Genomic DNA, 25,321 nt, shown 5'->3' with positions numbered 1-25,321 from the left:
CTCAGCTCCTTTGCCCATGCACATAGAGCAGATCGCGCACCGCTGTGAGCACTTCGGTATTGGAAAACGGCTTGGTCATGAAACGGCTGACACCGGCTTTTTCTGCCATCTCGCGATCCCGGCTCTGACCGCGCGCGGTCAGCATCAGAACGGGCAAATCGGCGGTTTGCGCATTGCTGCGCAGCTCTTCGAGAATATCGAACCCGCTTTTGCCGGGTAGCATCACGTCCAGCACCACCAGATCAGGCTTGCGCGCGCGGATCACCTCAACCGCATCCGCACCATCAGAATGTGTATCCACCTGCCACCCTTCGCGGGTCAGCAAAAACCGGATCGCCTCGACGATGTTCAATTCATCCTCCACCAGAAGCACGCGCTTGCTCATGCTGGTCTCCCTCCAGATCCCGCCCTGTCAGACCTGCGGCCTGCCTCCCTCAGTGCGGATGTCAAACTATCAACGGTTTTCGGCAAGCTGTCAAAACCTAAGCTGTGCCAGGCGGTTCACGGGCGCATGCTCAAGAGCGAGGTCTCGCGCCGACCCGGACAGGCCTCGCGCGGACAGACTCCACAGGTCGCGCCAACCTCAAGCGCATGGCTGTCCTCGATTGCGGGATTTGGCAGCAGCAGCATTGACGCCTGTACCAGGGGCATCTGATTGTAATCCGGCGTCCCGATAGTTTCACCATAGGCATAACAATCAAACCGCGCACGGCCGCGCCCCAGTTGCACAAGCGGTGTATGAATAATCCGTCCCGGCTGGCCCAAGGCGGCATAAAGAGGCCAAAGCGCGCAAGCCGCACCAAAACGCGGAATGACAAAGCCCTGCGCGGGTTTGCGAAACAGAAAACTCCCCGCACGATCACAGATCACAAAACCAGCCTCCAATGCAGGCGCGCGCGCGATGCGCCGCATCACCACGGACACCGGGACACCCAAAGTCTGCGCCAGGCGCACCGGGTCGGGTCCATGCGCTTTCAGCGCCGCCTCAAAGTCACGCTTCGATGTCTGTTGCGCATCCTGCTGGATTTGGGCCAGAACGCCGCGCGCCATATGCCGCGCGGCATTTGATTTCAGAGTGGCGGCCCTGGAAATAACGCTCTCGGGGCTGGCCTCGCCCGCCTCCACCGCATCGAACATGTAATCATGCGCGCTGAGGAATGCCTCAAGCTCATCCTGCGGACTGGCAACAGCATCTTCGACGCCCTGATTGGCATCAAGATACTCCACCAGCGCCTTGGAGCTTTCCGCAAGACGGCGGCTGTCCTGGTTGATGTTGGCGTGAAAGCGATTGCGCCATTCCTCCGTCAAATCCGCCTCATCGGCCAGAATGCCCGCAGTCGAGCGGATCGCGGCGGCGGTGGAGAGCAGTTCATGCACCGACGCGGCCAGATGCGGATCATGCGTCAACCGGTCCGACAACGTCTCGACGGTACGCTCGAGCGTGGCGATGCGCCGATGCCCCGCCGCCAGCACCTCCGCCCATGCCGGAAACCGCCCCGCCAATTCATCCGCCCGCTCGGTTTCGGTGACGGCAAGATTGGCATTCACCGCCGCCTCGCGCAGCGTCGCAATCAGCGCCGCCTCCGCGCCCTCAGATAACATCGACGGCTCCACCTGAAGCAGCCGCGCGATGTCCAGCAGCAGTTTGCCCCCGATTCTGCGCCGGTTATGCTCAATCAGGTTGAGATAAGAGGCCGAAATACCCAGCGCCCGCGCCAGATCCGCCTGGCGCAGCCCGGCAACAGAACGACGCTCGCGAATGCGGCTGCCGGTCAATCCTTCTCTGGCCATGACCCCTCCTTGGTATTATCATGCGTTTTCAACAGGTTTCTGCGCCGCAATATCAGTTAATTTACACATTATACAGAGTGTTTGTAGATTCGTTTACAAAATTAATGAGCATTTCAAAGCACTTGTTGCGATATTTTCTTATCTCGGGCGATAACACCTTTGCACCATTGTGCCTCGCATGGCCGCCATTGTGGAAGTTGGTTGTCGTGTGAATTTAACTCCTGGGAGGATTTCAATGTCCAATTCGAAACTTACGCGTCGTGGTCTCATCAAGACCAGTGCGTTGGGTGGCGCAGGTCTTGCTCTGCCAACGATCTTCACCGCCGGCCGCGCCTCGGCCTTCACCAATGAGCCGACAGGCGATACCGTGACACTGGGCTTCAACGTCCCGCAATCCGGCCCCTATGCGGATGAGGGTGCGGACCAGCTGCGCGCCTACCAGCTTGCTGTCGAACACCTGAACGGTGAAGGCGACGGCGGCATGATGAACACCTTCACGTCCAAGGCCCTGCAAGGCAACGGTATCATGGGCAAGAAGGTCGAATTCGTTTCTGGCGACACGCAGACGAAATCTGATGCGGCCCGCGCCTCCGCAAAGTCCATGATCGAAAAAGACGGCGCGGTGATGATCACCGGCGGCTCCTCCTCCGGTGTGGCCGTCGCTGTGCAGGCGCTGTGCCAGGAAGCCGGTGTGATCTTCATGGCAGGTCTGACCCACGCCAATGACACCACAGGAAAAGACAAGCGGGCCAATGGCTTCCGCCACTTCTTTAACTCCTACATGTCCGGTGCGGCCCTCGCGCCCGTGCTGGTCAATAATTACGGTGCAGACCGCAAGGCCTATCACCTGACGGCGGATTACAACTGGGGCTACACTACCGAAGAAGCCGTGCGCTCTTCAACGGAAGCTTTGGGTTGGGAAACCGTCAACACGGTTCTGACACCGCTGACACAGACCGACTTCTCCTCCTATATCGCACCGGTTCTGCAGTCGGGTGCGGATGTTCTGGTGCTGAACCACTACGGCGGGAACATGGTCAACTCACTGACCAACGCGGTGCAATTCGGTCTGCGCGACAAGATGGTCAACGGCAAACAGTTCGAGATCGTCGTACCGCTCTACTCCGAGCTTATGGCACGCGGTGCGGGTGCCAACGTGAAAGGCATCTTTGGTTCGCAAAACTGGGATTGGAAACTCGAAAACCAGCTGGGCGAACGTTACGTGGGCACCAACGCTTTCGTGCAATCCTTCGGTACGAAATACGGCTTCCCGCCCAGCCAGGCCGCGCATACCGGTTACGTCCAGGCGCTGCTTTATGCGGATGCCGTGGAACGTGCGGGTTCGTTCAACCCTTGCGCCGTTGGCGAAGCCCTCAAGGACTTCGAATTTGACGGCATGGGCAACGGGCCAACGCTCTATCGCGGGGACGATCACCAGTGCTTCAAGGACGTTGTCGTCGTGAAGGGTAAAGAAAACCCAGAGAATGAATTCGACCTGGTCGAAATCGTCGAAGTTACGCCAACGGAGCAAGTAACCTACGCACCGGATCACCCGCAGTTTGCGGGCGGCTCTCTCGGAACCTGCAACGCAGGCGCTTAAAAACACGCGCAGGGCGGAAACAACTTCCGCCCTGCCCTTTCGGCCACCGGGCCAAAACCGTTTCATGAAGGTGGGACCATGGACGCAATTATCCTGCAAATTCTCAATGGCCTGGACAAAGGCTCCGCCTATGCGCTGATCGCGCTTGGGCTGACACTCATTTTCGGCACCCTTGGGGTGGTGAACTTCGCGCATGGCGCGCTTTTCATGATCGGGGCGTTCTGCGCCGTGACCGTCAGCAAGTTTCTGACGCTGAGCCACACGATCATCGATGACACGCAAAAAGATTTCCTGGGCAACCCTCTCAAGGTCGAAGTGCCCTATATCTATGACATTTTCGGGCAGGCCACGGGGGACGCGATCATCGACTGGGCGGTGCCGATCTCGATCCTTTTTGCCATTCCGGTCATGGTTTTCATCGGTTTCGCCATGGAGCGCGGCTTGATCAAGCATTTCTACAAGCGTCCGCATGCCGACCAGATCCTCGTGACCTTCGGCCTGGCCATCGTTTTGCAGGAAATCATCAAGTACTTTTACGGTGCCAACCCGATCCCGACGCCTGCCCCCGAAGCGTTCCGCGGCTCCTTTGATTTTGGTGCCGCAATGGGTTTTGATGCCAATACGATCATCTACCCCTATTGGCGTCTGGTTTATTTTGCTTTCTCCGCGCTGATCATCGGTGCTGTCTTTGCCTTCCTGCAATTCACCACCTTCGGGATGGTCGTGCGCGCCGGTATGGCGGATCGCGAAACAGTAGGCTTGCTGGGCATCAATATCGACAAGCGGTTCACCATCATGTTCGGCATTGCCGCCGCCGTGGCGGGGCTCGCGGGGGTCATGTATGCCCCCATCAATTCGCCCAATTATCACATGGGCATGGATTTTCTGGTGCTCAGCTTCGTGGTGGTCGTCGTCGGTGGCATGGGCTCGCTCTCGGGCGCGGTGCTGGCAGGCTTCCTGCTCGGCATCCTTGAAAGCTTCGCCTCCATGTCCGCTGTGCTCGAAGCCCTGCCGGGCATCAATCAGATCATCATCTATCTGGTTGCAATCATCATCTTGCTGACACGTCCGCGGGGCCTCATGGGCCGCAAGGGCGTGATGGAGGAATAATCATGGGCCTTACCAAAAAAGACTTCACCCTCCTGATCATCGTGGCGTGCCTCGCGATTTTCGCGCCCTTCATCCTAAACCCCTTCCCCGAAGGCTCGGCCATGGCGCAGTTCAACGCGGGCTATCCCGACCTGATGCAGCGCCTCGTGATCTTTGGCATCTTTGCCATCGGGTTCAACATCCTCTTCGGCCTCACCGGCTATCTCAGCTTCGGACATGCCGCTTTCCTGGGTGTGGGTTCCTATGCCGCGATCTGGATGATGAAGCTGCTCACGATGAACGTCATCCCCGCGATCATCGTGTCCGTGGCAGTTGCAGGTCTCTTCTCCCTGCTGGTGGGGTGGATTTCGCTGCGCCGTTCGGGCATTTACTTCTCCATCCTGACGCTGGCCTTTGCTCAGATGTCATATGCGCTGGCCTATTCGGTGCTGACACCGATCACCGGCGGTGAGACCGGATTGCAGCCCAAATATACCGACCCGCGCATCCTCGACGGCGCGTTGGAACCGGGTCAGACGCCGCGTGCAAACCTCTTTGGCCTTGATATGAAGCAGAGTTTTGAATTGGAGGTCGCGGATTGGGTCTTTACCTTCAACGCGGGCTACTATGTGGCTGCCGCCGTGATGCTGATCGCTTTTTATCTCTCGATCCGCATCTTCCGCTCGCCTTTCGGGCTAATGCTGCGCGCGGTGAAATCCAATCAGCAACGCCTGAACTACACGGGACTGAACTCCAAACCCTACACACTGGCCGCCTTTGTCATCTCCGGCATGTACGCCGGTCTGGCGGGCGGGCTTCTGGTGGCGATGGACACGCAGGTGGGCGCGGAACGCATGTTCTGGACCGCCTCTGGCGAGGTCGTTCTGATGACCATCCTTGGCGGTGCCGGAACGTTGATCGGCCCAATTCTGGGGGCCGGTTTCATCAAATACTTCGAGAACATCGTCTCCAAGATCAATGAGAGTATTCTGCACCAATGGTTTGCCTTCATGCCCGACGGGATCGAGGATTTCCTCGTGGCGATTGTCTATCCCTTTATCGGCAAAGGCTGGCACCTCACACTCGGCATCATCTTCATGCTGGTGGTGATCTTCCTGCCCGGTGGTCTCGTGGAGGGCGGCCAACGTGTCGCACGACTGTTCAAACGTAAAAAGCCAGCGGATGACAAACCCGACGGTAAAACAACCCCAGCCGAATAAGGAGACGACAGATGGGAATTCTTGAAGTCAAAAATGTCGGCAAGCGGTTTGGCGGTCTTCAGGCGCTTGGCGATGTGAACTTGTCAATTGCCGAAGGATCCGTGCATGCCATCATCGGGCCCAATGGGGCGGGCAAATCCACCCTGCTCAACTGCCTTGTGGGCAAGCTGATCCCGGACACCGGATCGGTGATGTTTGATGGGCAATCCGTGCTGGGGCGCAAACCCTATGAGATCAACCAGATGGGCATTTCGCGGGTGTTCCAAACACCAGAGATCTTTGCCGATCTCAGCGTTATGGAAAACATGATGATCCCCTGCTTTGCCAAACGCGATGGGGCCTTTGAGTTGAATGGAATCGCCAGTGTCGACAGCCAGAAAGACGTGCATGCGACCGCCGAACAGATGCTGGTGGATATGAACATGGCCGACAAACGCCATATGCACGCAGGCTCCCTGTCGCGCGGGGACAAGCGGCGCCTCGAGATCGGTATGTGTCTTTCTCAGGAGCCGCGTCTGTTGTTGCTGGATGAGCCCACGGCCGGGATGGCCCGTGCGGATACGAATAACACCATCGATCTGTTGAAACAGATCAGCGACGAGCGCGACATCACCATCGCTATCATCGAGCATGACATGCATGTGGTGTTTTCATTAGCGCAGCGCATCACCGTTCTGGCGCAAGGCACACCGCTGGTCGAGGACACGCCCGACAATATCAAGGGTCACCCGAAGGTGCGCGAAGCTTACTTAGGTGAAACACAGGACGCGGCCTGATCCCCCCTTTCCCGTCGAGGTGGCCTGAAAGCCCACCTTACGGCGCAACACCGAGGACATAGCGATGAACGTCAAACCTGACTTTTCCAAGAACGCCAATCAGGCCGCCACGGCCCCTGCATTTTTGTCCATCTGGGACATGCATGCTTATTACGGCGAAAGCTACATCGTGCAGGGTGTCAGTTTCAACGTGCATGAGGGCGAAATCCTCGCTCTGTTGGGGCGTAACGGGGCGGGCAAGACCTCCACCCTGCGCGCCATTGCACGGCTGGCCGACCCGGAGGTTAAGCGCGGTGAAATATGGCTTGACCACCAGCCGTTGCATACGATGTCGAGCTACCAGGCGTCGCAGGCCGGTTTGGGTCTGGTACCAGAAGACCGCCGCATCATCGCGGGTCTGACCGTCGAGGAAAACCTGAAACTGGCCCAGATCGCACCGCCCGTGGGCTGGTCGCTGGATCGGGTGTATGAGCTGTTTCCGCGTCTGCGCGAGCGGCGCACACAGGAAGGCGTGACCCTGTCGGGGGGCGAGCAACAAATGCTGGCCATCGCGCGTGCGCTGTGCCGCGACATCAAGGTTTTATTGCTGGATGAGCCCTATGAGGGGTTGGCACCGGTGATCGTGGATGAGATCGAAAAGACGCTGCGCATCATCAAGGATCAAGGCATCACGACGATTCTGGTTGAACAGAACGCCGTGCGCGCGCTGCAACTGGCGGACCGGGCGGTGATTCTCGACACGGGCGGAATTGTGTTTGACGGCACCGCGGCCGAAGTGCTTGAGAATAAGGAACTGCGTGAAGAATACCTGGCAATCTAATCCTTATGCGAACATGAAAAGACATGACACGCTGCTAGTCCAAGGGTGAATTCGACGTGTTGTTTGCCATGTTTTTCGCCAAACAACCCAACCCATGATTGCACGCAAAGATCGCCACGTAGAACTTGGGTTTCCGGCAGCTTCGCGCTTGAAAACTAGGCGTTAACGGGTTATTAAAAAAATTAGTTGGTCGTGCACGTCAGACGAAATTGAATATTTCAAAGACATTAATCTAAACGTACGAATTTAATCTGAATTAGAGTATAAAGGAACTTAGTTTTGTTTAAGAAAGCCCTATTGGCAGCCACTCTGGTTGCTACTCCAGTCCTCGCCTCAGCGGCAACGGTATCCGCGATAAACGATTATACCTTGGCGCTGGCGGAAGTTGATCAAAACCAGTCGCTCGCGCTTCCCGGTGTGTGGACCGCTGCGCCTCGGACGGTCAATCCAGACGCCAGCATTTCAGGTGCCTTCCGCTCCCCCTTTCAGACAGACGGTGAAAACTCTGCCGGATACTACACGGTAGGCGGGGGTAGCCAATACGTAGGAACGTCCAATCCTGCGGAGCTCGCGCTGAACTCCCTGTCAAAGTCAATCAGCCTGTTATGGGGATCCCCTGACAGATACAATACGCTGGAACTTTTCAATGGTATTAATTTGGTTGCAACTATCCTGGGTTCGCAATTCAACGTCATCGCCTTGGAAGCTTCATTTGTGACAATCAGCGCGGATAGTGCTTCGGAGTACTTTGATACCGTGCGTTTCACGTCGCAGAATGGCAGCGGCAACGCGGTCAATGCGTTTGAATTTGCCAACGTAACAGTTGCGCCTGTGCCTGTACCGGCAGGATTACCGCTGATTTTGACCGCTCTAGGTGGGATCGCGTACCTCTCCCGCCGTAAACAGCAAAAAAATAACGCCTGATTGGCACGCTTACGGCTTTACCAAAAGACCAAAGGTACCCGTTTTAATCAGCGGGTGCCTTTTTTTTGGATTGGACTACATAATCCTCTTGATGGCCGGCTCGGCCAAAGCCGCACACTCTGTGTCCCTTCAGTCTTTGATATGGCCATGTTTGCAACCGGATTTATGCCACCTTTTGTACATCCGCGCTTCCTAGACTGCGCGCTCAAACGAATCTCGTTCGCGAAACCATATGCCTTGGAGTCAAAACGAGCAGCATCAATCCAGCTTTGCTCTGCCCGCGCCCAATATAAAGCCCCCTTCAAGTCACACCCCCGAGCCTGCAAGAGGCGGGTTTTCATGCCCGCGCCCTTCCCCTATAACGAAAGCGCAGGAACAAGAGCCGCACAGAACAAGGCTCTCCCGAACGGTTGAGGATTACATGACAAAAAAGAACCATGACGCTGATGTCGCCTTCATTCAGGCGCTCGCGGAATTGCTGCGTGAAAACGACCTCACAGAGCTTCAAGTCAAACGCGACTATGGTGCCGATGACAGCCTGAACGTACGTGTCAGCCGTCACAACCACCAGCAGGTTGTGACGCAAATGGCGCCGCCCGCGGCACCTTTGTCGGCACCGACAGCACCTGCACCCTCCGCTGGTCCGGCACCGGCCGCGACCGAAGACCCCGCCGAAGATCCCGGCGCGGTGACATCGCCCATGGTGGGGACCGTGTACATGCAGGCCGAACCGGGTGCGCCTGCCTTTATTTCGGTCGGAACAAGCGTGGTTGAAGGCGATACGCTGCTGATCATCGAGGCGATGAAAACCATGAACCACATCCCCGCACCGCGCGCCGGAACGGTTAAACGGATCATTGTCGAGGATGGTGCCGCGGTTGAGTTCGGCACGCCGCTTGTGATCCTCGAGTAGGGGCGCGCGCAATGTTTCAAAAGATCCTGATCGCCAACCGGGGTGAAATTGCCCTGCGCGTGGTGCGTGCTGCGCGTGAAATGGGTATCCAGACGGTCGCGGTTCATTCCACCGCCGATAGTGACGCGATGCATGTGCGCATGGCCGATGAAAGCGTCTGCATTGGCCCCCCATCGGCCACGCAAAGCTATCTGTCTGTGCCAGCCATCATCGCCGCCTGCGAAATCACCGGAGCCGAAGCGATCCATCCAGGCTATGGCTTTCTGAGCGAAAACGCCGATTTCGTGCAGGTAGTCGAGGATCACGACCTGACCTTTATCGGCCCCACCGCCGAACACATCCGGGTGATGGGTGACAAGATCACCGCCAAGGACACGATGAAGAAACTCGGCGTGCCTTGTGTTCCGGGCTCTGAGGGTGGTGTGCCAACGCTTGAAGAGGCGCAGCGTCTGGGCGCAGAAATCGGTTATCCCGTGATCATCAAAGCCACGGCGGGCGGTGGCGGGCGCGGCATGAAAGTCGCACAAACCGCAGCCGATATGGAGCGCGCCTTCATGACCGCGCGCGCCGAAGGGAAATCGAACTTCGGCAACGACGAAGTTTATATCGAAAAATATCTCACCACCCCGCGTCACATCGAAATTCAGGTGTTTGGCGATGGCAAAGGGGGGGCTGTGCATCTTGGCGAGCGGGATTGTTCGTTGCAGCGCCGCCACCAGAAGGTGTTCGAAGAAGCCCCCGGCCCCTCTATTTCGCCGGAGGAACGTGCCGCCATCGGTAAAGTGTGCTCGGATGCGGTTGCCCGGATCAACTATATCGGCGCAGGCACCATCGAGTTCCTTTATGAAAACGGCGAATTTTATTTCATCGAAATGAACACGCGCTTGCAGGTTGAACACCCCGTGACCGAGGCCATATTTGGCGTCGATCTGGTGCGCGAACAGATCCGCGTGGCCGCCGGGCTGGACATGTCTTTCACGCAAGAAGACCTCCAGATCAACGGCCATGCCATCGAGGTGCGCATCAATGCCGAGAAACTGCCGAATTTTGCGCCTTGTCCGGGTCGGATCACCCAATACCACGCGCCCGGTGGCCTTGGCGTGCGGATGGATTCCGCGCTCTATGACGGCTATTCGATCCCGCCCTATTACGACAGCCTGATCGGTAAACTCATCGTTCATGGGCGCGACCGTCCCGAAGCCCTCGCACGGCTCCAACGCGCTCTGGGCGAATTGATCGTGGACGGCGTGGACACCACCGTGCCCTTGTTCCACGCATTGCTGCAAGAAAAGGACGTATTGACCGGGGGCTATAACATCCATTGGCTGGAGCATTGGTTGGAAACCAATCTCACCAACAGCTGATCCGCGCAGCTTATGCGCCTGATGCCGGAGGTTCTGATGCAAGGTTATGCCAAGGGGATCTTTCCCATGGCAGAGCACCGCGATGACCCCGAAATTTTCTGGGTCGATCCGCAACGGCGCGGGGTCATGCCGCTTGATGGGTTTCATGCCTCCCGCTCATTGCGCCGCGCCATGCGCCAGACCCACCTTGAAGTCAGTGTTGATCAGGATTTTGCTGGTGTGGTGGATGGCTGTGCGGATCGCGCGGACACTTGGATCAATGCCGAAATTCGCAGCCTTTACATTACCTTACACGAACGCGGTCAAGCTCATTCCCTTGAAATATGGGATGGCTCAAACCTCGTCGGCGGCGTTTATGGCGTCACATTAGGGGCGGCTTTCTTTGGTGAAAGCATGTTTTCGCGACGCAGTAATGCATCAAAAATCGCGCTCGCCTGTCTCGTGGATCGTTTGTTGGAAGGCGGGTTTCAGCTGTTTGACACGCAGTTCGTTACCGAGCATCTTGCCTCTCTGGGGGGGATCGAAGTAAGCCGAGCGCTATATCACAGGGCGCTGAAACAGGCGCTTGCGGGGGAGGCTCATTTCAACGCGCCCCCCTTGCGCGCGCCTCAGGAAGTCGTGCAGCGCATGACCCAGAGGTCGTAGCGCGCGTGGTCCATCGCCGATAGAGCCGGTGCTGAGGCGACCATCCAACCTGAAAACACCGTTTCGCTTTTGTTAATATCCACGACCTTAAGTGCGGCAAAGGCATCGCCTGATGGATTTCCGACGGGGTAACGACAGGAGTTAAGCGTGATCTGCAAGGCATCAAAAGCTGCGGTTTGGCCAGATTTCATTTCAATATCATATACTTGCCCACTGATCTTATCGAGACCCCGCAGGATGACACCCTCCGCTTCGCTGACCTGCTGCGCCGTCGCTGCCCCCGCGCTCACGCCAAGAGCTAAAGCGAGCCGCAGCATCACTCCGACGATCCGCTCACAAATTTGAGCAAAAGCGACACCAGGCTCACGGCCCCTTGCGTATCCTCGATCGTGTCGCCAGGTTCGAAAAAGAAAGGCGATCCGCCCGGTACAATTTCGACAAAATTCCCGCCGAGCAACCCTTCTGAGGAAATCACAATCGCACTGTCATCCGGGATTTCGATTCCTTCCTGAACGGAAACGGTTGTATCCGCCCGGTAGGTTTCCGCGTTCAGATCGACCTGCGTGACCGAGCCGACACGCACGCCTGCAAGACGCACGTCGGTGCCGACGTTCACGCCCTCAAGGCTGCGAAAACTAGCTTCCAGCGGGTAACTTGTGCCACCGCTTGAAAAATCCGATACCTGTCCGGCATAGACAACAAAGGCCAAAGCGGCGGCCAGCACCCCCGCTCCAACGATAACTTCTGTAGTGTTCTCAGACATTTATTCTTTTACTCCGGCGACCAGGCCTCATAGTCACTGCGCGGTGCGGGATCAGAGCGTCGAATGGACCCCTTCGGCGCATAAGACATCGCGGTGCCCGTCAGGTTTTCCTGATGTGGTTTTTCCCAGGATTTATGTGGCAAAGGCGAATCCGTCGGGGTTGTATCCCAGGTATGATGCAACCAGCCGTGCCAATCGGGATCTACCCTACTCGCCTCTGCCTCGCCATTATAGATCACCCAGCGGCGTGACTTATCCTTGTTTTCGTAAAAAATATTGCCCTGGCTGTCTTCTCCGACCTTGGCACCATTGCGCCACGTCCACAGTTGGGTGTTGAGCGTCTGCCCGTTCCACCACGTGACCGACCGCAAAATAGATGTCAGAATTCCCATGAAATGCCTCCGGTGCATTGTTAATTTACATATGCAGGATAACCGACGAAACGTCCAGATAGATGCAAGGCTATTCGTGCAGCATCGCTGTCACCTCGATTTCGATCCGATATTTAGGATCAATCAACCCACATTCGATCATCTTGGCCGCGGGAGGATTATCTCCAAAAGCCGCCACAAGCAGCGGCCAGCAGAGTTCAAATTCCGCAGCCTCTGGCAGCATGTAGGTGACGCGCACAACGTCTGAAAAGTCACACCCCGCCCTGAGCAATGCGGCTCTGATCGTATCGAGCGCAGACTGGCACTGCGCTTGCACGGTATCTCCCTGCCCTACAGTACCCGCGACATATACCCAACCGCCCGCCACCACCACCCGGCAATAGCCGATTTTTTCCTCAAATATGCCACCAGATTTGATACGTCGAATTGTCACTTGGGCTCCACGAGGGTTTCCACAAGAGTATAGCCCATAACCCTTAATACAACGTCATTGAAAATAACGCGTGCCATTGGTTCCGACACGAATCGACGTGTAAGACGCGAGGTTGTGAGCGGAGCTCTTACAGAACTCGCGAAAGGCTGGACATTTCTTAGCTATTGGGTCTAGCCTGGTGGCGCTTGGAGCGGTGACACCCGGATCCTACCAAGACCTTGGCGCGTATCGCTGCAAAAGCGGCAAGCTTTGCGACGCTATTGCGCAAACGATTGCGGATTCCGGATGACCCAGCGATAGAGTAAACGGGTCGTTTTCACGGCTTGTTCCTAAAAGACGACCCGATGCTCTTCGTCGAAGCACCTTAACGATAGGCCCGGCGTTTATCATCATAACGTAGCGAGTGACGCTTGGTCCGCTGACATTTCACACCACGGCGCCAAAAAACTTAGCGCATGGCCCGAGACTCCCGCCACTTGGAGGCTCTCCAAAATACGTTTCTGAAAAGGTGGTTCCCTATCGCACGATCATTGCGCTCTTGCTGGCTTCCCTTTGGCCACACTTCGTATCAGCCCCGCCTTGCTGGCCACGTCTTCGTCAAGTCGTTATAAACAAATTTTTTTTTATTTCCGCCGGCATGAATATCCCGATCGATACTCCGACCAAGTCGCATATTACGGGCGCATCAAAACATAGTATCAAAGCTTTACGATACCTGCCTGCGTCGGTGATCCTGTTCCTCAGACCTTCACAATAGACAATTGGCACGCCGGGGCAGCCACGGGCTATTTACCCGGCGCGGGCCGAAGACCACTTCCTCGGCTCATCACATTTCTCTAAAAACGCAACCCTCTGGTCAGACTTAATGTTCGAACGCCGCAGTCTCAGCCAGCACTTGCAGGTTCTTTTTCAGCATCAGAATGGATCATCAAAGGTGCTGCGTCAGAGTTGACCGCCTCTTCATTCACCACGACCTCATTGACGCTATCGAGTCCAGGAAGCTCGAACATCGTATCAAGCAGGATGTCCTCCAGGATCGAGCGCAGGCCCCGCGCACCGGTCTTGCGCTCAATCGCCCGCTTGGCGATTGCCGCAAGCGCGTCATCTGTGAAACTCAGTTCTGTATCTTCGAGTTCGAACAGGCGCTGATATTGCTTGACCAAAGCGTTTTTCGGCTGCGTCAGGATCGTGACAAGAGCATCCTCATCCAGATCTTCCAACGTTGCCAGAACCGGCAAACGGCCAACAAACTCCGGTATCAGGCCGAATTTGAGCAGGTCTTCCGGTTCAAGATCAGTGAATATCTCGCCAACGCCACGCGCATCATTATCACGCACATCCGCCCCAAACCCCATGGCCGATCCTTTGCCACGCGCCGCAATGATCTTGTCCAGCCCCGCAAAGGCACCACCGCAGATAAACAGGATATTCGTTGTATCTACTTGCAGGAATTCCTGCTGGGGATGTTTGCGCCCGCCCTGAGGCGGGACGGAGGCCACGGTGCCCTCCATCAGTTTCAACAAGGCCTGCTGCACACCCTCGCCCGACACATCGCGGGTAATCGAGGGGTTTTCCGATTTACGCGTAATCTTATCGACCTCGTCAATATATACGATACCACGCTGCGCCCGCTCCACATTATACTCGGAGGATTGCAGCAGCTTGAGGATGATGTTCTCAACGTCCTCCCCAACATATCCCGCTTCGGTCAGCGTGGTGGCATCGGCCATGGTGAACGGCACATCCAGAATCCGCGCAAGCGTCTGTGCCAAAAGCGTTTTACCACAACCCGTTGGGCCAATCAGCAGGATGTTGGACTTCGCCAGCTCGATATCGCCGCCCTTTTGCGCGTGATTCAACCGTTTGTAATGGTTGTGCACCGCCACCGACAGAACCCGCTTTGCCGTGGCCTGACCGATCACATAATCATCCAGGACCTCGCAAATGTCCTTGGGCGTCGGAACACCATCCGTCGCCTTCAAACCGGAGGCCTTTGTTTCCTCGCGAATAATGTCCATGCAAAGCTCGACACATTCATCACAGATGAAGACGGTCGGACCAGCAATCAGCTTGCGCACCTCATGCTGGCTCTTGCCGCAGAAGCTGCAATAAAGGGTGTTCTTGCTGTCGCCCGTCGAATTCGTAGCCATATCAACTCTTTCAGGTCTCGCGTGTCATCTGTGTCGCCCCATGTTCTGGGACGTTCGAACTTATCTTGGCAGTTTAGGCCAGCGTTTTCAGGTCCACAATCGCTAATTGGTAAACGCGCCGCGTCCCGTGCTGCCTATTTCTTGTCATCATCTTCGCTACTGCGGCTCTCGACGATCTCGTCGACATGACCCCATTCCTTGGCCTCTTCGGGCGTCATCCACAGATCCCGGTCCAGCGCCTTTTGCACGGTCTTAAGCGATTGGCCAGAGTGCTTGACATAAAGGTGATACATCCGCTCACGGGTCCGCTCGATGTGGCGCGCGGAAATCAGGATATCCTCGGCTTTGCCCTGCGAGCCGCCCGAGGGCTGGTGGATCATCACTTCCGCATTCGGCAAGGCAAACCGCATCCCCTTCTCGCCACCAATCGCAATGACCGACCCCATCGAGGCGGCCATACCGCAGATCAGGGTCGATACCTTGGGCCGGATATATTGCATCGTATCATAAATCGACAGGCCTGCCGTTACCTCACCACCGGGCGAATTGACGTATATGCTGATTTCCTTGGACGGATTTTCCGCCTCCAGATGCAGCAGCTGCGCAACAATCAGGTGGCTCATGCCGCTGTGGATCGGACCATTGATGAAAATAATCCGTTCCTTGAGCAAGCGCGAAAAGATGTCATAAGCCCGCTCGCCCCGGCTGGTTTGCTCCACAACCATGGGGACAAGGTTCATATAGGTGTCGATGGGATCGTTCATGTGGGATGCCTGTTCATTGGTGTTCGCTAAGACCATACTCCGCGAACCGTTACCCAAAGCTTAGTATTGCCAAACGGGGGCCGCAAGGGGGGCCGGTTCAATCTTAGGTAATCCTGTTGATCAATGTTGCGCGCGCCTTATCTGCCCCCCAATGAGCGCATTGGATATATTCCCCCCGACCCGCACGGCCGCCCTCGAACGGCTGGCCCGTTTCATCCCCAACGCCGGGCGCAGTTACGCGGCGCGGCGCAACTATGACCTTGGGGCGCAGGGCCATACGGGCGTATCGACGCTCTCGCCTTATCTGCGCTGCCGCCTTATCACCGAAGCAGAGGTGCTGGAGGCCGTACTGGCCCGTCATAGCCAAGCGGCGGCGGAAAAATTCATTCAGGAAGTGTTCTGGCGCACCTATTGGAAAGGCTGGCTGGAATTGCGCCCCGGCGTCTGGGAGCAATACCGCGCAGACCTGCAGCGGGATGTTGACGATTTGCAAACTCAATCCGGACTGCGCGCGCGATGGGAAAGCGCCTGTCTCGGCACCACCGGGATCGATTGCTTTGATCATTGGGCGCGGGAATTGGTGCAGACGGGGTATCTGCATAATCACGCGCGCATGTGGTTCGCCTCCATCTGGGTCTTTACGTTGCGCCTGCCCTGGAGCTTGGGGGCGGATTTCTTTCTGCGCCACCTACTGGACGGGGATCCGGCCTCCAACACGCTCAGCTGGCGTTGGGTCTCGGGCCAGCAGACACAGGGCAAAACCTATCTGGCGCGCGCCGACAACATTGAAAAATATACCGAAGGCCGTTTCAGACCACAGGGGCTCGCCACCCATGCCGCCCCGCTGCTCGCAACTGCGCCGCACCCGCCGCGCGCCCTGCCGCCCACCACCACACCCGATCCTGCACTTAGAACGGGATTGCTGCTACATTCCGAAGACCTCAGCCCCGGATTCGTCCTGGAGCAGATCGCGCCCCTCGCCACGGCCACACTGTCTCCTGAAAACGGATACAGCCCACAGACACCCGCGCCGCATGTCGCGGATTTTCGCGGGGCAGCCATGAACGACGTCACCGCGCGCTGGTCGGACAGGTTGGGGGAGCGCGAAAACCTGACCACCGCCCAGGACATCATCACCTGGGCCGCAACCAAAGGCCTGGACCAGATCGTCACGCCCCATGCACCGGTGGGACCAATTGCCGCAGTTCTGCACTCCCTGCGCAATCACCCGGATGCGCCAAGCCTCATTGCCATGCGCCGTCCCTATGACGATGCTTCCTGGCCGCTGGCAACAAAGGGCTTTTTCCCTTTCAGAAAGCACATTCCCGACCTCCTCTCACGGATCATTTGATTTCACGCATCGGTTGAAGGTACAGTTAACGCGGGAAACCCAAAAAAACCCGCCTGATCCGTCATACCGTCGTTACACGGCGCAGTCATGTCAGGCGTACAACACGTGGCGCGACCCCGCGACCATGTTCGTCCCCTAGTTACCAACATGAGGAAGCCAATGGACCGTAAAGACATCATCCAAGACCCGACAATCGGCAACAAAGCAGAAGCCTTTGAGGCCTTTGACGATATTCCGACGAACCCCAACCTGACCCGCACCATCGGGGATGTGATCAACCGCCGCTATGGGCGCCGCGACATGCTCAAGGGTGTGCTGGGCGTTACTGCGACGACCGCGCTGTTTGGCACCTCGGCGATGATCGCGCCGAAACAGGCCGCTGCCGCAACGCAGGGGCGCTACAATTTCGAAGAGCTGGCATGGGGCAACGATGAAACCCACCATATCGCTGAAGGCTATAACGCCGATATCCTGCTGCGCTGGGGTGATCCGATCACCGCGGATGCGCCGGAATTTGACGTCATGAACCAGAGCGCCGAGGCGCAATTACAGCAATTCGGCTATAACAACGACTATGTCGGCTTCACGGCGCTCAATGATGAGGGCACGCGCGGATTGCTCTGCGTGAACCATGAATACACCAATGAAGAAGTCATGTTTCCGGGCCTTGGCCGTCAGGACCGCGCCGGTTTTGCAGGCATGACCAAGGAGCTGGTGGACATCGAAATGGCCGCGCATGGCGGTTCGGTTGTTGAAATCGCCCAAGGCGAGGACGGCAAATGGGCGCTGGTGCGTGACAGCAAATACAACCGCCGCATCACACCGCATAGCACCGAAATGACCATCGACGGCCCCGCCGCCGGTCACGCCCGGATGCAAACCAACGCGGACCCCGAAGGCATGACCGTCATCGGCACGGTGAACAATTGCGCGGGTGGCATGACCCCCTGGGGCACGTACCTGATGGCGGAGGAGAACTTCCACGGCTATTTCTGGAGCGATGTAGTGGACGGCGAGGACAAACCCGACGTCTCCGCGCAGCCCGAGGCCACCAGCATGAAGCGTTACGGCGTGCCGGGGCGTTGGTATGCCTGGGGGCAGCATCATGACCGCTGGAACATCGACAAGGAGCCCAATGAGCCCAACCGCTGGGGTTGGATCGTGGAGGTGGACCCGCGCAACCCGGATGCCAAGCCGATCAAACACACCGCGCTGGGGCGGTTCCGCCATGAGGGTGCGGAATCGACCATATCTTCCAGCGGCAAGCTTGTTGTCTATTCCGGCGACGATAACCGCTTTGATTACATGTATAAATATGTATCGGGCGGGGATGTTACGGATGAAACGGCCGTTTTTGGCAGTTCGCTTTTCTCGGATGGCACGCTTTATGTCGCGCGCTTTGACGAGGACGGCACCATCGCCTGGTTGCCGCTGGTGCATGGGACCGGTCCACTGACCGCTGAGAACGGGTTCAACGATCAGGCCGATGTGATGATCGACACGCGTCTTGCGGCGGATTATCTCGGGGCCACCCCGATGGACCGGCCCGAGGATGCCAACCCCGGTCCCAATGGCACCGCCTATGTGATGTTGACCAACAACACCCGGCGCAAGGCGGATCAGGTCAATGCGGCCAACCCGCGTGCGGAGTCCTCCTTTGGCCACATCATCGAGATCAAGGAGGCGGGTGAGGATCATGCCGCCACCACTGGCACCTGGTCCATTCTGGTGAAATGCGGCGATCCCACCATCGAGGAAGTCGGCGCGCAGTGGAACCCAGAAACCTCTGAGAACGGCTGGTTTGGCTCACCGGACAACTGCGCCTTCGATGCCGAGGGGCGTTTGTGGGTCTCCACGGATCAAGGCTCAAGCTGGGGCAAGACCGGCAAATCGGACGGGCTTTACGGGGTTGAAACGGACGGCGATCTGCGCGGCACGTCCAAGCTGTTCTTCCGCTGCCCGGTGGGGGGCGAGCTTTGCGGCCCCTACTTCCATGACAGCGGCGAAACCCTGTTTCTGGCGGTACAGCACCCCGGCACGGATGGCACCAAGGACCTCAAAGGGTTCGAGCGCGATTCGACCTTCGAGGACCCGGCTACCCGCTGGCCGGATTTCGATGCCGCCATGCCACCGCGCCCCTCCGTGGTCGTGGTCACGAAACAGGGCGGTGGTAAGATCGCAGTCTGACACGACGGTGACATAATCGAAACGGCCCAAAGGCTCCGCATCATCTCTGCGGGGCCTTATTTTTGTGCATCCTCCGACAGGCATTCGCTAAAGGACGTGGCGATCTGCGTCATCAGGGCCGGGTAGAAATCCGCGCCCAATGCGATCTCTGCGCCGATCGGGTCGATGATGCCGATCCGCGCGCCCTCTCTTCCGGCCACCGCTTCGACGAGGCCTTCGGGGGCTTGTGGTTCCGTGAAAAAGCAAGCGATGTTTGCGGTTTGCGCGGCGTCGCGCACCTCTGCCAGGCGCCCCGCACTTGCAGCACTGTCATCGGCTTGATTGATCGAGGCCACCGCTTCCACATCAAAGCGGGCCTCGAAATAGTGGTAGGCGTCATGGAACACCACAAAGGGACGCCCCTGCACCGCCGTCATTTCCGACGCGATCCGGTCTGTCAGCGCTGCAAGCTCCGCCTGCCCCGCGCGCGCATTGCTGAGATAGGTTTCTGCGTTTTTCGGATCAAGCGCGCCAAGTTCCTGTGCAATGCGCATCAGAAAAGCCGACCCATTCGCCGGATCGAGCCACACATGAGGGTCCCACTGCGCGGCATGATCCTCAGCGTGGTGTTCATCATCCCCTTTTGGCGCGTGCTCCGCATGGTCTTTTGCGTCATGATCTTCATGCCCTTGTGTGGCGTGGTCCTCATGCCCGTGCGCATCGTGGTCTTCATGTTTTGCGGCGTGGTCGTCGTGGGTTTGGTGCTCATCTGCGGCGTGATGTTCATCCTCATGCGCATCGTGATCGTCATGCGCATCGTGATCCTCGTGCCCGTCTGCCTCAGACCCATGCGCATGGTCATGCCCGTCAAAAAGTGCACCCTCTCGAAATGGCAAGAGTGTCGCGCTCTGCATCCATTCAAGGCGCACGGCATCCGGGGCCAGCGCCTCCAGCGATCCGCTCAGCCAGGGCGTCAGCGCAGGCCCGACCAAGACCACCATATCGGCTTGCGCCAACGCGCGCGCCTCAGAGGGGCGCATGGCATAGGAATGGGGCGAGGCACCGGGGGGCAGGATCAGATCGGGCACACCAACCCCCGCCATGACGCGACTCACCAAACCATGCACAGGGGCGATGTCACTCGCCACGCGCGGCGTTTGCGCAAAAACCGGGCCACTCAGACAGGTAGCGGCCAGAAGAAGACTGAAAACACGCATATCATCACCTTGTTGTTATATCCCGCATCTGCTAACAGTTATATTATAACACATCAATCCCGAGATGAACGGAGTTGCAATAAATGTCTGCCCTCGGTTTTTGCGCCCATGATCACGACACCTGCGTGACCGATATGATGGCGCTGGCGCATGAAATCTGTGCGCAGGAGGGGCTGAATTTCACTCCTGTGCGACAGCGCGCGCTGCAAATCCTGCTGCGTGAACACCGCGCGCTGGGGGCTTATGAGCTGCTGGCACAACTCTCAAAGGACGGGCACGGCGCGCATCAGCCCCCCGTCGCCTACCGCGCGCTTGATTTTCTGGTCAAGGCGGGGCTCGCCCATAAGATCGAGGCGCTCAACGCCTATGTCGCCTGCACGCAGGCCCGCACCGCCCATACGCCCGCCTTTCTGATCTGCCGCACGTGCAATGCCGTGGCGGAAGCGGACACCGGCCTTGCGTCGGGGCGGCTGGGAGAGGCGGCGCGCGCGGCAGGGTTCGCCATCGAGCATACGGTGGTAGAGGCCCAGGGCCTCTGTCCCGCCTGTCAGGAGCCCGCCCCGTGAACGCCCTGCTGGAGGCCCGCGACCTGGCCTTAGCCTATCACGGGCGCACCGTCCTGCACGACGTCAGCTTTGGCATTTCGCCGGGCGAAATCGTCACCATCGTCGGGCCCAACGGCTCGGGCAAATCCAGCCTGATCCGCGCTATGATCGGCGCGCTTGTCCCGGCCCAGGGGCATGTGACCCGTAGGCCAGGCCTGAAAATCGGTTATGTGCCGCAAAGCCTGGCCATTGATGCCACCCTGCCCCTGAGCGTTGCGCGCTTCCTGAACCTGCCGCGCCGCATGACCTCGGCGAAAATCACCCACGCTCTGAGCGAGGCCGGCCTGCCCGACCTCGCCCGCCAGCAAATGACCGATCTGTCGGGCGGGCAATTCCAACGCGTCCTGCTGGCGCGCGCGCTGCTCAATGAGCCAGATCTGCTCATTCTGGACGAGCCGACGCAGGGCCTAGATCAACCCGGCTCAGCGCAATTCTACCGCCAGATTGAAGCGGTGCGGCGTGACAAGGGCTGCGCGGTGCTCATGGTCAGCCATGATCTGCACGTGGTCATGGCCGCCTCGGATCGGGTGCTCTGCCTCAACGGTCATATCTGCTGCGAAGGCACGCCCGAAATCGTCGCCAGCGCCCCGGAATACCGCGCGCTTTTCGGCACCGGAACGCAAGGCACGCTCGCGCTTTATCGTCATGAACATACGCATTCGCATGGTCCCGAATGTGACCATGACGCGCCACAGAGGGCGGCTGAATGATTCTGGATGATTTCCTGCTGCGCGCCGCCCTTGCCGGGGTTGGTGTCGCGTTGGCCGCAGCCCCTCTGGGGTGCTTCGTGGTTTGGCGACGCATGGCTTATTTCAGCGATGCGACCTCGCATGCGGCGATCCTGGGCGTGGCGCTGGCCCTGGCGCTGGACCTGCCGATCTTTGGCGGGGTACTGGTGGTCGCTTTGAGTGTTGCGTTTCTGCTCAGCGCGCTTGGTGGGCGTAACATCACAAATGACGCGCTTCTGGGCGTTTTGGCCCATGCGACGCTGGCGATCGGGCTGGTTGCGGTCTCCTTCCTGCCGGGCGTGCGGCTTGATCTGATGGGCTATCTTGTCGGCGACATCCTGGCCGTGTCGGTCTCGGATCTGGTGGTCATCTGGAGCGGGGCGCTGGCGGTCTTCTCCCTTGTCGCCTGGCGCTGGTCGGCCCTTCTTTCCGCCACGCTCAGTCCCGATCTGGCGCGTGCAAGCGGACTTGACCCCAGGCGCGAACAGCTGATCCTGACGCTGGCGCTGGCCATCACCGTGGCCGTGGCGATCAAAGTCGTTGGCGCGCTGCTGATCGCCGCGCTGCTGATCATCCCGGCAGCCGCCGCCCGCCCGCTCGTGCGCGGTCCCGAAGCCATGGCAGGGGCGGCCATGGTCATTGGCGTAACTTCGGCTTTGGGCGGGCTATGGCTGTCTTTCGCCTTTGACACGCCCACAGGTCCCACAATCGTCAGCACCGCGGCCGCGCTCTTCGCCATGACACAGGGGCTTCAGATTGTGCGCGGCTAAGCGCGGAGAATTTCGGCGGTGGCCTCAATCTCGACGCGGGCCTCATCCTCAATCAGGCCCGCAACCACAACCATCGTCATCGCCGGAAAATGCCGCCCCATGACCTCCCGGTAGGCCGCCCCAATCTCGCCCTGATGCGCGAGATATTCCGCCTTATCGGTCACATACCACGTCAACCGCGTGACATGCTCGGGCTGCCCGCCTGCGGCCTCCACCACGGCGCGAATGTTCTGCAAGGCCTGTCGCATCTGGCCGATGAAATCATCCGCCTCAAACACCTGATCCGCCGTCCAGCCGATCTGCCCGCCGACATAAAGCGTGCCGTTTTCACTCAGCATGCCGTTGGCATAGCCCTTGGCAGGTTTCCAACCGTCGGGATGGATGATTCGGTGTGTCATAATGTTTCCTCTCCGATGGCGCGCTCACACGCCCAAATACTGATCCGCCACGGCGGGCGTGACATCGCCTATGGCGCCGGCCCAAACCGTCGCGCCGCGCTCCAGAATGACGGCGCTATCCGCGACCTGACGTAAGTCGCGCAGCGATTTATCCACCACCAGCAGGGCCATTCCCGTTTCCGATTTCAATATCCGCAGCGCCGCCCAGATTTCCTGCCGCACCACCGGGGCCAGCCCTTCGGTGGCCTCATCCAGCAACAACAGACGCGGGTTGGTCATCAGCGCGCGCCCGATCGCCAGCATCTGTTGCTCCCCGCCCGACAGCGAGGCCGCGGATTGATCCCGCCGCTCCGCAAGGCGCGGGAAAAGCCCCGTGACCCGCGCGAAATCCCAATGACCGGTGCGCGCCGCCGCAATCAGGTTCTCATAAACCGTGAGGTTTGGAAAACACCGCCGCCCCTCCGGCACCAACCCCATGCCGGCCTGCGCGGCTTTATGCGGCGGCAACATCGCCATGTCGCGCCCCTTAAAATACACCTGACCGACGGAATGTTTCAAAAGGCGGCAAATGACCTTCACCGTGGAGGATTTTCCCATCCCGTTGCGCCCCATCAGCGCGCAAACCGCGCCCTCCTCAAGGCTCAGATCAACACCAAAAAGCGCCTGCGTCGGGCCATAGGACGCCTCGATCCCCTGCAAGGACAGAAAGCTCATGACGCCTCCTCCTGCCCCAAATAGGCCTCGCGCACATCGCGATTGGCTTTGATCTCTGACGCCGTGCCGGTCGCGATGACCTTGCCGTAAACCAGCACCGAAATGCGATCCGCCAGCGCGAAAACCGCATCCATATCGTGTTCCACCAGCAGGATCGGGGCCTCAGAGCGCAACCCATCCAGAAAGCCAGTGAGCCGTTTGGAGCCCCCCGCGCCCAGGCCTGCCATCGGTTCATCCATCAAAAATACCCGCGGCTTCAGGGTCAGCGCCACGGCGACCTCCAGCAAGCGACGCTGTCCGTGGCTGAGCTCGGCCGTGCGCTTGTCGCGGTGATCCATCAGCCCGACGCGTTCAAGCGCCGCCTCCGCCACGCCGCGCAATTCCGCGTCCTGCATCACCGGCCTGAAAAACCGCCACACCGTGCCGCGCGCACCCAAAGCCCCCAGCACCGCGTTTTGCAAAACCGTGTATTCCATGGCGAGCGAGGAGATCTGAAACGTGCGCCCCAGCCCGGCGCGCGCCCTTGCCGCAGTGTTGAAACCCGTGACGTCACGCCCGGCAAACCACACCTGCCCCGCATCCGGTGCCAGCCCGCCCGCGACCTGTTTGATCAGCGTCGATTTACCCGCCCCATTGGGTCCGATCAGCGCGTGGATTTCCCCCGGGTTCAGCGTCAGCGACACATCATCCGTCGCCACCAGCGCCCCGAAGCTCTTGCGCAGCCCCTTGATATCCAACAAAGTCTCAGTCATGCGCGACCTCCCGGCCCGCCAATGTGCCGATCAGACCGCCGCGCGCAAAGAGTACAACCAGCAGCAGCAAAATGCCCAGATAGACGTGCCAATAATCGGACAATCCGCCCAAGACATGTTCCAGCAAGATGAACAGCGCCGCCCCCGCCACCGGGCCGAACAGACGCCCCACGCCGCCCAGGATCACAAAGATCATGATCTCACCCGACATATGCCAGCTGAGCATTGTGGGGCTGACAAAGCGGTTGAGATCGGCAAAGAGCGCGCCCGCCAGCGCCGTGATCGCGCCGGAAATCACAAAGGCCAGGAGGCGCAGCCGATAGGGTGACAGGCCGACGGTCTGCACCCGTTCGGGGTTTTGCCGCGCCCCCGCCAGCGCCAGCCCGAAGGGCGATGCGGCCAGCCGCCCCACACCAAAGAGTACAAGCGCAAGCACCGCAAAGCAGATCGCGAAAAACTGGATCGGAACCAGCGTGTTAAGCCCCGGAAAACCATTGCGCACATAGATCGACAGCCCGTCTTCGCCGCCATAAGCGGGCCAGCTGATCGCAAAATAATAGAGCATCTGTCCAAAAGCCAGCGTAATCATGATGAAATAGACGCCAGACGTGCGCAAGGACAGCGCGCCGATGGCCATTGCCGCGAAGGCCCCGGCAATCACCGCCACCAGCCAGATCAGGGGCATTGAATTGCTCCCCTCCAGCAAAAACGGTGCCTCCATCAGTGGCGTGTAGGTCTGGGCGTGATGTGCAAGGATTCCCATCGCATAACCGCCGATCCCGAAAAACGCCGCATGCCCAAGGCTGACCAAACCGCCCAGACCCAGCGCGATGTTGAGGCCCACACCTGCCAGCGCCAGAATAGCGACCTTGGTGGTCAGCGTGATGATGAAGGGCTCATCCAGGAGCAATGCCATCAGCGCCGTCAGCGGCAGCATCGCAAAGAGCGCCGCGTTGATGAGGGTTGCGCGGCCCAT

General features: G+C 58.7%; 27 protein-coding genes. 14 read left to right on the top strand and 13 right to left on the bottom strand.

The features are described 5' to 3' along the window. Position 1: 1 nt before the first annotated feature. On the bottom strand, positions 2 to 385 hold the full coding sequence (locus ROLI_RS08770) for a response regulator transcription factor (RefSeq protein ID WP_187428775.1): 384 nt from the start codon (positions 383 to 385) through the stop codon (positions 2 to 4). 116 nt (positions 386 to 501) lie between these two features. Further along, positions 502 to 1,791, bottom strand: coding sequence for a helix-turn-helix domain-containing protein (locus tag ROLI_RS08765; protein WP_187428776.1), 1,290 nt, complete (start codon positions 1,789 to 1,791; stop codon positions 502 to 504). 235 nt (positions 1,792 to 2,026) lie between these two features. Here ROLI_RS08765 and ROLI_RS08760 point away from each other — a divergent pair, with 235 nt between their 5' ends. The 9 genes from ROLI_RS08760 to aat all read left to right on the top strand — a co-directional run bounded on the left by ROLI_RS08760 (position 2,027) and on the right by aat (position 11,142). Then, entirely contained in the window at positions 2,027 to 3,391 is a 1,365-nt protein-coding gene (locus tag ROLI_RS08760) for a substrate-binding protein (RefSeq protein WP_187428777.1), read from the top strand. A 78-nt stretch (positions 3,392 to 3,469) separates the two neighbouring features. After that, positions 3,470 to 4,501, top strand: a complete 1,032-nt coding sequence (locus ROLI_RS08755) for a branched-chain amino acid ABC transporter permease (protein WP_187428778.1) — start codon at positions 3,470 to 3,472, stop codon at positions 4,499 to 4,501. Then, a complete protein-coding gene (locus ROLI_RS08750; RefSeq protein WP_187428912.1) occupies positions 4,501 to 5,700 on the top strand; it encodes a branched-chain amino acid ABC transporter permease in 1,200 nt (399 codons plus the stop codon). The genes ROLI_RS08755 and ROLI_RS08750 overlap by 1 nt, the downstream gene beginning before the upstream one ends. Positions 5,701 to 5,711: 11 nt before the next feature. Continuing rightward, positions 5,712 to 6,476, top strand: a complete 765-nt coding sequence (locus ROLI_RS08745; RefSeq protein WP_187428779.1) for an ABC transporter ATP-binding protein — start codon at positions 5,712 to 5,714, stop codon at positions 6,474 to 6,476. A 64-nt stretch (positions 6,477 to 6,540) separates the two neighbouring features. Beyond that, complete coding sequence (locus ROLI_RS08740) at positions 6,541 to 7,296, top strand: ABC transporter ATP-binding protein (RefSeq protein WP_187428780.1); 756 nt, start codon at positions 6,541 to 6,543, stop codon at positions 7,294 to 7,296. Positions 7,297 to 7,575: 279 nt separating this feature from the next. Next, on the top strand, positions 7,576 to 8,220 hold the full coding sequence (locus ROLI_RS08735; protein WP_187428781.1) for a VPLPA-CTERM sorting domain-containing protein: 645 nt from the start codon (positions 7,576 to 7,578) through the stop codon (positions 8,218 to 8,220). Between the two features lie 421 nt (positions 8,221 to 8,641). Further along, entirely contained in the window at positions 8,642 to 9,133 is a 492-nt protein-coding gene (accB, locus tag ROLI_RS08730; RefSeq protein WP_187428782.1) for an acetyl-CoA carboxylase biotin carboxyl carrier protein, read from the top strand. An 11-nt stretch (positions 9,134 to 9,144) separates the two neighbouring features. After that, a complete protein-coding gene (gene accC / locus ROLI_RS08725; protein WP_187428783.1) occupies positions 9,145 to 10,497 on the top strand; it encodes an acetyl-CoA carboxylase biotin carboxylase subunit in 1,353 nt (450 codons plus the stop codon). 12 nt (positions 10,498 to 10,509) lie between these two features. Next, positions 10,510 to 11,142, top strand: a complete 633-nt coding sequence (gene aat, locus ROLI_RS08720) for a leucyl/phenylalanyl-tRNA--protein transferase (RefSeq protein WP_187428784.1) — start codon at positions 10,510 to 10,512, stop codon at positions 11,140 to 11,142. On the opposite strand, the gene ROLI_RS08715 is transcribed toward aat, so the two are convergent. The 6 genes from ROLI_RS08715 to ROLI_RS08690 form a co-directional block, all read right to left on the bottom strand. Beyond that, the gene (locus tag ROLI_RS08715) at positions 11,106 to 11,459 is read right to left on the bottom strand and encodes a DUF2155 domain-containing protein (RefSeq protein WP_187428785.1); all 354 of its coding nucleotides are present in this window, start codon (positions 11,457 to 11,459) and stop codon (positions 11,106 to 11,108) included. The two genes, aat and ROLI_RS08715, sit on opposite strands and share 37 nt — an antisense overlap. Further along, on the bottom strand, positions 11,459 to 11,905 hold the full coding sequence (gene mlaD / locus ROLI_RS08710; RefSeq protein ID WP_187428786.1) for an outer membrane lipid asymmetry maintenance protein MlaD: 447 nt from the start codon (positions 11,903 to 11,905) through the stop codon (positions 11,459 to 11,461). The genes ROLI_RS08715 and mlaD overlap by 1 nt, the downstream gene beginning before the upstream one ends. An 8-nt stretch (positions 11,906 to 11,913) precedes the next feature. After that, positions 11,914 to 12,297 carry an NADH:ubiquinone oxidoreductase subunit NDUFA12 gene (locus tag ROLI_RS08705; protein WP_187428787.1) on the bottom strand — a complete coding sequence of 128 codons (384 nt, stop codon included), beginning with the start codon at positions 12,295 to 12,297 and terminating at the stop codon, positions 11,914 to 11,916. A 70-nt stretch (positions 12,298 to 12,367) separates the two neighbouring features. After that, positions 12,368 to 12,730: a Rid family hydrolase gene (locus ROLI_RS08700; RefSeq protein WP_187428788.1), complete on the bottom strand. Its 363-nt coding sequence runs from the start codon at positions 12,728 to 12,730 to the stop codon at positions 12,368 to 12,370. Positions 12,731 to 13,614: 884 nt separating this feature from the next. Continuing rightward, positions 13,615 to 14,880, bottom strand: coding sequence for an ATP-dependent Clp protease ATP-binding subunit ClpX (gene clpX, locus ROLI_RS08695; protein ID WP_187428789.1), 1,266 nt, complete (start codon positions 14,878 to 14,880; stop codon positions 13,615 to 13,617). A 134-nt stretch (positions 14,881 to 15,014) separates the two neighbouring features. Further along, positions 15,015 to 15,644 (bottom strand): ATP-dependent Clp protease proteolytic subunit, encoded by a 630-nt coding sequence (locus tag ROLI_RS08690; protein WP_187428790.1) that lies wholly within the window; start codon positions 15,642 to 15,644, stop codon positions 15,015 to 15,017. A 151-nt stretch (positions 15,645 to 15,795) separates the two neighbouring features. On the opposite strand from ROLI_RS08690, the gene ROLI_RS08685 reads away from it, so the two are divergent. Together ROLI_RS08685 and ROLI_RS08680 are read left to right on the top strand one after the other, a co-directional pair. Then, complete coding sequence (locus ROLI_RS08685) at positions 15,796 to 16,995, top strand: FAD-binding domain-containing protein (protein ID WP_187428791.1); 1,200 nt, start codon at positions 15,796 to 15,798, stop codon at positions 16,993 to 16,995. Positions 16,996 to 17,154: 159 nt separating this feature from the next. Beyond that, positions 17,155 to 19,182 (top strand): PhoX family phosphatase, encoded by a 2,028-nt coding sequence (locus tag ROLI_RS08680; RefSeq protein ID WP_187428792.1) that lies wholly within the window; start codon positions 17,155 to 17,157, stop codon positions 19,180 to 19,182. A 56-nt stretch (positions 19,183 to 19,238) separates the two neighbouring features. Here ROLI_RS08680 and ROLI_RS08675 read toward each other — a convergent pair whose 3' ends face one another. Continuing rightward, on the bottom strand, positions 19,239 to 20,378 hold the full coding sequence (locus tag ROLI_RS08675; RefSeq protein ID WP_187428793.1) for a zinc ABC transporter substrate-binding protein: 1,140 nt from the start codon (positions 20,376 to 20,378) through the stop codon (positions 19,239 to 19,241). An 83-nt stretch (positions 20,379 to 20,461) separates the two neighbouring features. On the opposite strand from ROLI_RS08675, the gene ROLI_RS08670 reads away from it, so the two are divergent. The 3 genes from ROLI_RS08670 to ROLI_RS08660 are packed head-to-tail and all read left to right on the top strand — an operon-like array spanning position 20,462 to position 22,481. Then, complete coding sequence (locus ROLI_RS08670) at positions 20,462 to 20,944, top strand: transcriptional repressor (protein ID WP_187428794.1); 483 nt, start codon at positions 20,462 to 20,464, stop codon at positions 20,942 to 20,944. Beyond that, positions 20,941 to 21,693, top strand: a complete 753-nt coding sequence (locus tag ROLI_RS08665) for an ATP-binding cassette domain-containing protein (protein ID WP_187428795.1) — start codon at positions 20,941 to 20,943, stop codon at positions 21,691 to 21,693. Before ROLI_RS08670 ends, ROLI_RS08665 begins: the two co-directional genes overlap by 4 nt. Next, positions 21,690 to 22,481 carry a metal ABC transporter permease gene (locus tag ROLI_RS08660; RefSeq protein ID WP_187428796.1) on the top strand — a complete coding sequence of 264 codons (792 nt, stop codon included), beginning with the start codon at positions 21,690 to 21,692 and terminating at the stop codon, positions 22,479 to 22,481. Before ROLI_RS08665 ends, ROLI_RS08660 begins: the two co-directional genes overlap by 4 nt. Here ROLI_RS08660 and ROLI_RS08655 read toward each other — a convergent pair. From ROLI_RS08655 to ROLI_RS08640, 4 genes are read right to left on the bottom strand one after another with little or no spacing between them, the layout of a single operon-like run. Beyond that, positions 22,478 to 22,879 carry a RidA family protein gene (locus tag ROLI_RS08655; protein WP_187428797.1) on the bottom strand — a complete coding sequence of 134 codons (402 nt, stop codon included), beginning with the start codon at positions 22,877 to 22,879 and terminating at the stop codon, positions 22,478 to 22,480. The two genes, ROLI_RS08660 and ROLI_RS08655, sit on opposite strands and share 4 nt — an antisense overlap. Before the next feature lie 24 nt (positions 22,880 to 22,903). Continuing rightward, positions 22,904 to 23,593 carry an ABC transporter ATP-binding protein gene (locus ROLI_RS08650; RefSeq protein WP_187428798.1) on the bottom strand — a complete coding sequence of 230 codons (690 nt, stop codon included), beginning with the start codon at positions 23,591 to 23,593 and terminating at the stop codon, positions 22,904 to 22,906. Next, positions 23,590 to 24,345 (bottom strand): ABC transporter ATP-binding protein, encoded by a 756-nt coding sequence (locus tag ROLI_RS08645; RefSeq protein WP_187428799.1) that lies wholly within the window; start codon positions 24,343 to 24,345, stop codon positions 23,590 to 23,592. The genes ROLI_RS08650 and ROLI_RS08645 overlap by 4 nt, the downstream gene beginning before the upstream one ends. Further along, complete coding sequence (locus ROLI_RS08640; protein WP_187428800.1) at positions 24,338 to 25,321, bottom strand: branched-chain amino acid ABC transporter permease; 984 nt, start codon at positions 25,319 to 25,321, stop codon at positions 24,338 to 24,340. Before ROLI_RS08640 ends, ROLI_RS08645 begins: the two co-directional genes overlap by 8 nt.

The sequence above is a fragment of the Roseobacter fucihabitans genome, assembly GCF_014337925.2.
Lineage (GTDB): Bacteria > Pseudomonadota > Alphaproteobacteria > Rhodobacterales > Rhodobacteraceae > Roseobacter > Roseobacter fucihabitans.
This window is presented reverse-complemented; position numbering and strand designations above follow the sequence as displayed.